This is a genomic window from Eudoraea sp. (genome assembly GCF_049665975.1).
Classification (GTDB): domain Bacteria; phylum Bacteroidota; class Bacteroidia; order Flavobacteriales; family Flavobacteriaceae; genus Eudoraea.
In genome coordinates this window covers 1-10519 of the sequence record NZ_JBATGR010000250.1, presented here as the reverse complement: position 1 = coordinate 10519, position 10519 = coordinate 1, and the positions used below count along the sequence as shown (strand labels likewise).

Sequence of the window (10519 nt, the reverse complement as noted above, 5' to 3'; positions counted from 1 at the left end):
GTGATTAATATCCTCTTTTTTCGAGGCAAATAATCATATAATAGAGTAATACTCTTACCCTAAATATAAAACGGATAATTCCTGTTTTTCGTATTAGTGGGCTTCAAGCCAATTTTCCCCAATACCCACTTCTACATCTAAGGGTACAAGTAGTTCATAAGCGTTTTCCATTTCGGTTCTGATCATAACCTGGACATCTTCCAGTTCTGGTTTAAATACGTCAAATACCAGTTCGTCATGAACCTGGAGAAGCATCTTAGTTTTAAAATTACCTTCCTTAAGCTTTGTATGGATATTGACCATTGCTATTTTTATAATGTCAGCTGCGCTACCCTGTATGGGTGCATTCACGGCGTTCCTTTCAGCAGCGCCCCGGACAACAGCATTTCTTCCATTAATATCTTTTAAATAACGTCTTCTGCCCAACACTGTTTGTACATACCCATGCTCCCTTGCAAAATCTATTTGATCGCTAATATAATTTCGCAGTTTTGGATACGTCTTGTAGTATGTATCAATTAATTCCTTAGCCTCAGTCCGCGATAGTTCTGTTTGATTGCTCAATCCAAAAGCCGATACTCCGTATATTATACCAAAATTCACAGTTTTCGCATTGCCTCGTTGTTCTCTGGTGACTTCATCTAACGGAACGTTAAAAACTTTTGAAGCCGTTGAAGCGTGAATGTCTTCCCCATTTTTAAATGCTTCAATCATTGTTGTTTCTTCACTTAGAGACGCAATTATTCTCAGCTCTATTTGGGAATAATCAGCTGCCAAAAGGATATAATTATCGTCTCTTGGAATAAAAGCTTTGCGCACCTGCCTGCCACGTTCAGTGCGTATTGGTATGTTTTGAAGGTTAGGATTATTGCTGCTCAACCTTCCTGTGGCAGCTACTGTTTGCATATAATCTGTATGAACTCTGCCAGTACTTTCTTCAACCTGTTCTGGTAATGCATCAATATAGGTGCTCTTTAACTTGGCCAGTCCTCTGTAGTTAAGAACATCTTTAATTATTTGGTGGTCTTTGGCCAGATAAGAAAGCACATCCTCCGATGTGGAATACTGGCCAGTTTTTGTTTTTTTAGGCTTGTCTACCAGTTTTAGCTTATTAAACAAAATATCACCTAATTGCTTTGGAGATGCAATATTAAATTCTTCACCAGCCTCTTTGTAGATCTTGACTTCCAGGTTTTTTATATCATTTTCCAAATCTTTTGAAAGCGAATGAAGAAATTCCTTATCAAGGTTTATACCCTCCAATTCCATATCTGCCAGAACATTCACTAAAGGAATCTCAATATTTTTGAAAAGGCCTTCCGTATTCGCTTCCTTAAGTTCCTTGGCAAATTGCTTTGCCAACTGAAATGTTATATCAGCATCCTCTACAGCGTATTCCGTTTGTCTTTCTAAACTAACCTCGCGCATGCTCAATTGGTTTTTACCTTTTTTCCCTATCAGCTCGGTTATAGATACCGGGGTATAGTTCAGGTAAGTTTCTGCTAACACATCCATATTGTGACGCATATCTGGATTTATCAGGTAATGCGCTAACATGGTATCAAATAAACTTCCTTTTACCGAAACATTATATTTGTGAAGTACTTTAATATCGTATTTTAAATTCTGTCCAATTTTCTCTATGTGTTCAGCTTCGAAAAAAGGGCGGAGTTGTTCAATTAAATCCTGAGCATTTTCTCGTTCTTCAGGAAAAGGGACATAAAAACCTTTGCCGGTTTCCCAGGAGAAGGCAATTCCAACCAGCTCGGCTACTAGAGGATTTAAAGAAGTTGTTTCCGTATCAAAACAAACTGCAGATTGTTTCATTAAATTTTGAAGAAATAACTTCATACCCATTCCTGGTGATACACTCTGATAAACATGAGATACATCCTTAATTGTTTTTCTACTGGAAAATTCTTTTAAAGTGGCAGGAGAATCACCATCACTTCCAAATAGCGAAAACTGACCACTTCCGGCGGCCTGGGGCTCTTTTTTTTGTTTTGGTTTCTCATTGTTGATTTTTTCATCAGTAATTTCAGATTCCTCTGAGAAAATTCTTAAGAATTGTTCTTTTAGTCTTCTAAATTCTAATTCCTCAAATATTTTCTGTACATCTTCACTATTGGGTTCAGAGAGTTCGTAATCTTTCGCATCAAAAGTAACGTCACAAGTCACACAAATGGTTGCTAACTTTCTTGAGAGTCGGCCCAACTCGGCATTTTCCTCCACCTTCTCTTTCATTTTACCTTTGAGTTTATCCGTATTCGCAAGCAGCCCTTCAAGGGTTCCAAATTCGGCAATAAATTTTTTGGCGGTTTTATCGCCAACTCCGGGAAGTCCGGGAATATTATCACTGGCATCCCCCATCATTCCCAAATAGTCAATTACCTGTTCGGGGCGTTCTACTCCAAATCGATTTTGTATTTCCGGGATTCCCCAAATTTCAATTCCATTGCCCATTCGGGAGGGGCGGTACATAAAAATATTTTCTGACACCAATTGCCCGAAATCCTTGTCGGGTGTTACCATAAATACTTTGTATCCTTCTTTCTCTGCCTGCTTGGCTAATGTGCCAATAATGTCATCTGCTTCCAAACCAGACACCTCCACGCAGGGAATATGCATGGCTTTCAGAATATCCTGAATTATGGGAACAGCCACTCTTATGGCGTCCGGGGTCTCAAGCCGGTTTGCCTTATAATCTGCAAATAACTCCGTACGCTCCGCACTGCCGTCCTTATCGAAACAGACAGCAAGATGGTCTGGCTTTTCTCGCTTAATAACATCAAACAAGGAATTTATAAACCCCATAATAGCCGAGGTGTCCATTCCTTTAGAATTAATCCTGGGGTTTTTAATCAGGGCATAATACCCCCTGAATATCAATGCATATGCATCCAATAAAAAAAGTCGCTTCTGGTCTGCCATTTTTAGTGTTCTTGTAGAATTTCAAAACTACAAAGTTTAAGTGCTTTAGTAAAGTATTTAAGTGCTTATATAGCTGCTTGCTTTATTATTAACATGTCCTTTTTCTGAATATACCCTGTAGCTAAAGCCTGGCTGTATGCAATACCCACCGGTTTCTCCGTTTTTATTGATAGCAATAAAGCCAATTTGGAAATCCAGTTTCTCTTTATTTTTGGATATGATGCGTTTAACCCCTTCTTCACAAGCCTGTTGGGGTGTTTTACCCTGCCTCATCAATTCAACTATAAGAAAACTCCCTACAGTACGAACAACTTCTTCACCTACTCCTGTTGCTGTTGCTCCACCAACTTCATTATCAATAAAGAGTCCAGCTCCAATAATTGGAGAGTCGCCCACCCGCCCCGCTATTTTATAGGCCATCCCGCTTGTGGTGCAAGCACCTGCGATATCTCCTTTTCTATCAATTGCAAGCATCCCAATGGTGTCGTGATTTTCTATATTTATAATGGGTTTGTATTTTGAAGTTTTCTTCCATTCTATCCATTCTGCCTTCGATTTCTCAGAAAGTAAGTTTTCTTTTTTAAAACCCTTTTCGTAAGCAAACAATTCGGCCCCTTTCCCTGCAAGCATTACATGAGGCGTATCCTCCATTACCTTTCTTGCAACCGAAATGGGATGGACTATATTTTGAAGGCATACAACTGCTCCACAGTTACTGTCTTTGTCCATTATACAGGCATCCAGAGTAACATTGCCTTCACGGTCCGGTCTGCCGCCCTTACCTACAGATTGATTATTTATATCTGCTTCTTCAATCATTACGCCTTGTTCAACGGCATCTAAAGCGGTACCGGTTTCACTGAGCACCTGCCATGCTTTATTTGTTGCATTGGGCACATCCCAAGTTGCAATTACAATAGGTTTTAGTATTTCATTAACCAATGGATGTTTTTTATCAGTTTCACAGGCTGATAATATGGAAGCAGAGAAGATGCCTGCTGTACTTAAGGAAGAATTTTTTAAAAATTTTCTGCGTTTCATCTGGCCGGGTTGCTTATTTTTATATGCCTAAATATATGAAATGATCGTAGAAATATGCGCTAATTCTTATCAATCTGCTGTTAATGCGGAGGAAGCAGGAGCAGACAGAATTGAGCTCTGTGCCGAATTAGCGGTAGGAGGTATAACACCGTCATTTGGTCTGATAAAGAAGGTGTCTGAAAAACTTAGTATTCCCATTCATGTATTGATTAGACCACGAAGTGGAGATTTCACTTATTCCAGGGAGGAATTTGAGATCATGAAAACAAATATTGTACTCTGCGCAGATCTCGGTGTTTCTGGAATTGTTTCGGGAGTTTTGCAATCTGATGGCACACTGGATAAAACACGAACCAGGGAATTAATTTCTGCAGGCGGAGAGTTGAAATTTACATTTCACCGGGCATTTGACTGGGTAACTGATCCAATAGAAACACTGGGGGAGCTTGAGGATTTGGGAGTAGACTGTATATTGACATCCGGAGGAAGACAATCAGCAGAAGCCGCCATAAATCAGTTGGACTTGTGGAGAGAGAATGCGACAAAATGCGTTATTATGCCTGGCGGAGGAATACGAGTACACAACGCATTGCTTTTTAAGAATAAAGGATTTGAAGCCATTCACCTTTCGGGATTAAACTTTAGCAAAACACTTGATAAAAAGCCCGAACTTTCAATGAATAATGCCGCTTATCTGAGAGATGATGAAATAGCCCTTACGGATCCCGAGATTGTTCGTGCAGTAGTTCAAAGCGTTAAATAAAGGGAAAGTTATAAAGCGATACTCTTTTAAAGAAATATATTTGTAAAAAAAACATATGCTACGCTGGATTGTTTTTGTAATAATTTATTTTATTTTGGGCTTCTACACCTTACAAGCCTTAAAGACCGCAACCAGGTTTCCATGGGTTTACTATGTTTTTATTGCCATGTCGTTAATAGTTCTGGGGAACTTTATTTTTCAATTTACCTGGGGTGAAACCGCCGGCCGGGTTTTAAGCAGGCCTAAAAGTTATGCTTTTGGGTTTTTGGTAGCCATCCTTACTTTCAAAATTATTACAATTATATTTCTTTTTTCTGAAGATATTTTCAGATTTATTACAGCCGGGTATCAGAAATTTTTTGGCACAGCCAGGGAGTTCAGCTTGCCGGAAAGAAGGAGGTTTTTAAGTTTAATTGCCATGGGTATCGCAGCAATTCCTTTTGGGGCATTACTATACGGTATGGTTAGAGGAAAATACAATTTTAAGGTATTGAAATACAAAATGGAATATGAAGATCTACCCCCAGCTTTTGATGGATATCAGATTACCCAAATTTCGGATATTCACAGCGGAAGTTTTGATAATAGAGGAAAAATTGAATATGCAGTTGATTTGATTAATAAGCAAAAGAGTGATGTTATTTTTTTTACCGGAGACATGGTAAATAATAAGGCGGAGGAAATGAAACCATGGGCTGAATTGTTTTCAAGCCTTAGTGCCGTAGACGGAATATATTCAATTCTTGGGAACCATGATTATGGCGATTATGTAATTTGGGAAACCGAAGAGGAAAAGATTAAAAATTTGGATGAGCTTAAGCAAATGCAAAAGGAAATGGGTTTTGATCTCTTGCTGAATGAGAGCAGATATCTGGTAAAAGAGGAAGATAAATTGGCTTTAATTGGTGTAGAAAATTGGGGAAGAGGAGGTTTCAGAAAGTCGGGTGACTTAAAAAAGGCAGCCTCCCAAATTGGCAAGGATGATTTTAAAATCCTATTGAGCCATGATCCATCGCATTGGGAGGATGTAGTTTTAAAAGATAAGTATCACTATCATCTAACGCTTAGTGGTCATACTCATGGGATGCAGTTCGGGATTGAAATTCCCGGATGGGTTAAATGGAGCCCGGTCAAATGGAGGTATAAATATTGGGCCGGTATTTATGAAGAATTGGGAGAATTTATAAATGTAAACCGCGGATTTGGATTTTTAGGCTATCCGGGAAGGGTTGGTATATGGCCGGAAATCACTGTTATTACTCTAAAAAAGAAAGATTTAACTTGAATTTAACTTTCAACTTATGCCCAAAATTAAGGGCATACCGGATTTTTTAACATTTTTTCATACATTTGATCTATAACCCAATGTATATTATATGTCCAAATTTGGTGAACTTATAGATTTAAATATCCCTGTGTTACTTGATTTCTATGCAGAGTGGAACGAGCAATCTACTTCAATGCACCCTGTTCTCAGGGATGTTGCAGCAGCATTAGGAGATAAAGGAAAGGTTATAAAAATAGATGTAGATAAGAACAAGGAACTATCACAAGCACTTAGAATTAAAGGCTTGCCAACTCTTATGATTTATAAAATGGGGGAAATGGTTTGGAGACAAAGTGGTGAGCAAGATGCAAATACTCTTATTGGAATACTTAACGAATACCTATAAATAATAACTGAGTATTTATATCAATAGCTTTATAAGTACAGATTTAGTTGTCAGTTGTTAACCCTATCCAATACTTTTCCGGAATCAAACTCAGTCGTCTGAAAATGAATCTTGTTCAACTTTCAAAGTATCTCTCATATCCGGATTCGATTGCTCCATTAAAGGGGGCTCTTCCAGTACTTCATCTTTATAAAAATGACTGAAGCGGTCTATATGTTCATTAAAAATTAAGGTTTCTTTTTCTGCCATCTCCCGGTCATTATTCTCGATAAGAATATCAATGTTTCTTCTGTATGCTTCCATATCGCCAATAATGTCTTCAATATTATCATATTGTTCATCTAAGGGAATACTCGAATAATAGTCTAAACGATCCTGATAAATATTCCTTAATTTGTAGAATAAATCTCGGGCTTTCTGAGTTTCTCCCACCTTATAATAACCATCCACAAAAGGTTCGACAAAAGCATAAAACCCATAGTATTCTAAAGGCAAATTTGTCATGGCAATGTTAATCACATCTTTTGCTTTGTCTATTTCGTTTTCATTTAGCAGGGCTTCTGTCAATCGCGCAAGATTGCCGCGGAAAGATAAACCTTGTGTTCTGGTTTGAGTATCATGATAAATATCTGAACTTCCTGAATTGCCCCAATCCCATCCTTTTACGATATTGTACATAAGTTCTGTATCTATTCGACCCATCTCAAAGGAATTTTGATTTTTTGTTTGGATAGGTACCAACTTATAGGCTAATCCCTCCAGTTGTAAATACTCTTTCATCCAGATGTATTCTGCTTTGTCAAAACTGCCGCCAGAAAAATAGATTGGCCGTTTCCAATCATTATTTGCAATGATATCCAACATCATAATTCTGTTTTTCGGCAACGCGCTTTTCGGTAGGTCAATATCAATATAATCAACAATTAATGCCGAATCTTTTTCTTTAACTAAGCCGCTTTCAAGTACATTTTTCTTGTTAACGGGGACTCTTATTTTGTTAGTTGGATAATATACAAGGTCTAATGTGCTCTCAGAATATTCACTTAGATCTGCGCCCTGTTTTTCAAGAATATATTTGAATTTTGTCTGAGGTTTATTGCTTCCCACCCAATTCATAAAATCTTTAATGTTCCATCGTTTTTCAGCCAAACCAGGAAGGCCCTGATAATAAATGACATCCCTATTGCCATATCTATACAGATCATGCGTCAGTTGGGAGGGTATGGCTTCACTTTTATAAGCCTTTCGTTTCATTTGATCCACATACCAGTCTGTAGCAAAAAGGCTGGTACAAATTATACGTATATCGGTACGGTATTCCTCAATTTCCTGAACATACCAAAGAGGAAAAGTATCATTGTCTCCAATTGTGAATAGCATGGAACCTGCATCTTCCTGACAGGAATCAAGATAAGCCTTCGCACTTGTTCGAGCCGTAAAGCGGTTAGAACGGTCGTGATCATCCCAATTCTGAAAGGCCATAACGCCAGGGACAGTCAAAAGACATATCACAATAACTACCGGCGCAAGCACCTTTGGGGTTATCAACTTTTTAAATTCTTCATATAGACCATAAACACCTAAACCTATCCATAAAGCGAAAATATAAAAAGAACCTACAAGCGAATAATCCCGTTCACGTGGTTGAAAAATATAGGGATTTGTATAGAATTGAATTGCAATCCCGGTAAAAATAAAAAACACAAAAAGAGCCCAAAATTGCTTTGGATTTTTAGTGAGTTGAAAAACCAAACCTATAATCCCCAGAATTAAAGGCAAAAAGAAATAGGTATTTCGACCTTTATTTTCCAATATCTCTTTTGGGAGATTTTCCTGACTCCCTAAACGCAGGCTGTCTATAAACCCAATCCCGCTTAGCCATTCGCCATTACCATTATAGCGACCTTGTACATCATTCTGCTTTCCAACAAAGTTCCACATAAAATAACGCCAGTACATATAGCCAAATTGAAACTGAAACATATATTTCACGTTCTGCCACACGCTTGGTGGTTCTACTTCCAAATACTCTCCAAATTGCCGTAAAAAACCAATGTATTGTTCTTCATCTATTTCGCCATTGGCTAGACCAGATTTAACCTGGGCAACCGCCTTGCGTAACTCTTCATTAGAGGTCTTCATCTTAAAGTTCAAAGGACCGAAATATTTCATGTAGTTTTCAGCATTCTGATCGCTCCACATTCGCGGTAAAATACCCCTGTGATCTTCGTTAGGACCCTGCATCGCATTCTTGTATTTATTTACAATAATGTATTTACCCAGCTCTTTATCTTTTTCATATTTGGGTTTATCATCCTTCTCAGGACCTGCCGGCGCAAACGTATCGGAATAATAAGTGCCATAAATTGGGCTATCTACCTGTGGGTATTGTTCTCTATTATAATAGGCGAGTAATGAACGGGCATCCGACGGATTATTTTCGTTGACAACCACATTGGCATTCGCTCTGATAGGTAACATTAACCAGGAAGAAAAACCAAGGAATAAATACATGGCACATAGCACAAAGGTATTGGCTATCCTGAAATTATTTTTTCTCGTATATCGCAATCCAAAGTAAAAGGCACCAATAAAAATAAGAAGCATAATCACGGTACCCGAATTAAAGGGCAGACCAATGCTATTGATAAAGAAGACTTCGCTCCAGCCAAATAATTTTAAAACATAGGTCAATGAAAATTTATAAACCAACAATAAAATGGCAATAACAATGATATTAGCTAAAAGAAAATTCTTAATGGTAGTGGTCTTATATTTTTTGAAATAGTATAACAAACCAATGGTGGGTATGGCCAAAAAGCCCATAAATTGAATTCCAAAAGTAAGCCCTACTACGAAGGAGATGAGGATTAGCCAGCGATTTCCTCTGTGGTCCTCCAGGTCATCAGTCCATTTTAACCCCATCCAAAATAGCAATGCCATAATAAAACTAGCCATTGCATATACTTCAGTTTCTACGGCATTAAACCAAAAACTATCTGAAAAAGTAAACGCCAAAGCACCAACTAAGCCACTGCCCAAAACCGCTATTGCATTGCTGTTTGTAAACTTTTCTTTAGTGGATATCAGCTTACGTGTAAGATTGGTTATGGTCCAGAACATAAACAATATGGTAAAAGCACTGGAAACCCCGGAAACATAATTTACCATTCGTGCAACCTGGTCTGGTTCTAAAGCAAACATGGCAAAAAAAGCGCCAATCATTTGAAGCAATGGTGCTCCTGGTGGGTGAGCTACCTGTAATTTTGCGGAGGTTGTAATATATTCTCCGGCATCCCAAAAACTGCTCGTAGGCTCTACCGTAAAAGTGTAAATGATAAGTGCTATAAAAAAAACGACCCATCCAAGGATGGTGTCCCATTTCTCGAAGTTCTTTGAAAACATGTATATTGAAGTTTACCAGTCTCGGCGAATTTACTAATTAAAATAGATATGGGCTTATAATTTTGTCAAACCTTTAACAGGAGGCTGCGGTTGTTTTTTTTGATCGATTGTATCCAAAATATTTGTGCAAATAAAAGTTTGTCTTAAATTTGCAGGCTCTTAAGCATTAATGGCCTATGGTGTAATTGGCAACACAGCTGGTTTTGGTCCAGTCGTTCTAGGTTCGAGTCCTAGTAGGCCAACGAAAATTGTATACCCATCCCAATGCTTCTTTAGTGTTGGGATTCTTAATTTTAGTTTATTAGTCTAAGTCCTCAGGAATTTGAGGCTCATCTTGAATTTTCAGATCATTTTGTTTTCGTAGTTCGTCTGCTTCCATTAATTCATCTATTTCATCGTCTACCAGGTCCAATATGGTGCTCATTTTTTTCTTATTCTTAATCATAGCCCATGTCATGATAAGACTTGTGCCTATAATCACAAAAAGCAGAATCCCCGGTTCAAATGTAGCTACCTGTACTTCTGAAGGAATTGCATAAAACAGTAGTATTGTAATGAGGCCCCTTGGAGCAATAAATAGTTGTGGCAGTATATCGCTGCCTATAAAAGTTCTTAAGATTACAAATCTAATAGCGTAGATGGAAAGAATAATAAGGACACTTACCAGGGCTACCTGAAAGTTAAATAAAGATGCAATGGCTATGGT

The 10519-nt window shown here is 38.0% G+C and carries 6 protein-coding genes, 1 tRNA gene and 1 pseudogene; 4 read left to right on the top strand and 4 right to left on the bottom strand.

Features of this window, described 5'->3' with window-relative positions:
* Nucleotides 1-93: 93 nt before the first annotated feature.
* Nucleotides 94-2931 carry a DNA polymerase I gene (gene polA, locus WBN20_RS09115; protein WP_424281463.1) on the bottom strand — a complete coding sequence of 946 codons (2838 nt, stop codon included), beginning with the start codon at nt 2929-2931 and terminating at the stop codon, nt 94-96.
* Between the two features lie 57 nt (nt 2932-2988).
* Nucleotides 2989-3972, bottom strand: a complete 984-nt coding sequence (locus tag WBN20_RS09110; RefSeq protein ID WP_424281462.1) for an isoaspartyl peptidase/L-asparaginase family protein — start codon at nt 3970-3972, stop codon at nt 2989-2991.
* 40 nt (nt 3973-4012) lie between these two features.
* On the opposite strand from WBN20_RS09110, the gene WBN20_RS09105 reads away from it, so the two are divergent.
* From WBN20_RS09105 to WBN20_RS09095, 3 genes are all read left to right on the top strand, one after another.
* On the top strand, nt 4013-4735 hold the full coding sequence (locus WBN20_RS09105) for a copper homeostasis protein CutC (protein ID WP_424281461.1): 723 nt from the start codon (nt 4013-4015) through the stop codon (nt 4733-4735).
* A 55-nt stretch (nt 4736-4790) separates the two neighbouring features.
* Complete coding sequence (locus tag WBN20_RS09100) at nt 4791-6020, top strand: metallophosphoesterase (protein WP_424271847.1); 1230 nt, start codon at nt 4791-4793, stop codon at nt 6018-6020.
* A gap of 91 nt (nt 6021-6111) precedes the next feature.
* Nucleotides 6112-6408 carry a thioredoxin family protein gene (locus tag WBN20_RS09095; RefSeq protein ID WP_424271848.1) on the top strand — a complete coding sequence of 99 codons (297 nt, stop codon included), beginning with the start codon at nt 6112-6114 and terminating at the stop codon, nt 6406-6408.
* Nucleotides 6409-6498: 90 nt separating this feature from the next.
* Here the strand turns inward: WBN20_RS09095 and WBN20_RS09090 are convergent, their stop codons facing one another.
* Entirely contained in the window at nt 6499-9813 is a 3315-nt protein-coding gene (locus WBN20_RS09090; RefSeq protein WP_424281460.1) for a DUF2723 domain-containing protein, read from the bottom strand.
* 170 nt (nt 9814-9983) lie between these two features.
* On the opposite strand from WBN20_RS09090, the gene WBN20_RS09085 reads away from it, so the two are divergent.
* Nucleotides 9984-10055 (top strand) — tRNA-Gln (locus tag WBN20_RS09085).
* A gap of 59 nt (nt 10056-10114) precedes the next feature.
* Here the strand turns inward: WBN20_RS09085 and WBN20_RS09080 are convergent.
* A pseudogene (locus WBN20_RS09080) lies at nt 10115-10519 on the bottom strand (cation:proton antiporter); the annotation flags it as partial.

Coding starts and splice junctions, on each gene's coding strand:
- WBN20_RS09090 (WP_424281460.1), bottom strand. CDS start 9,813: ATGTTTTCAAAGAACTTCGAGAAATGGGACACCATCCTTGGATGGGTC.
- WBN20_RS09105 (WP_424281461.1), top strand. CDS start 4,013: ATGATCGTAGAAATATGCGCTAATTCTTATCAATCTGCTGTTAATGCG.
- WBN20_RS09100 (WP_424271847.1), top strand. CDS start 4,791: ATGCTACGCTGGATTGTTTTTGTAATAATTTATTTTATTTTGGGCTTC.
- polA (WP_424281463.1), bottom strand. CDS start 2,931: ATGGCAGACCAGAAGCGACTTTTTTTATTGGATGCATATGCATTGATA.
- WBN20_RS09095 (WP_424271848.1), top strand. CDS start 6,112: ATGTCCAAATTTGGTGAACTTATAGATTTAAATATCCCTGTGTTACTT.
- WBN20_RS09110 (WP_424281462.1), bottom strand. CDS start 3,972: ATGAAACGCAGAAAATTTTTAAAAAATTCTTCCTTAAGTACAGCAGGC.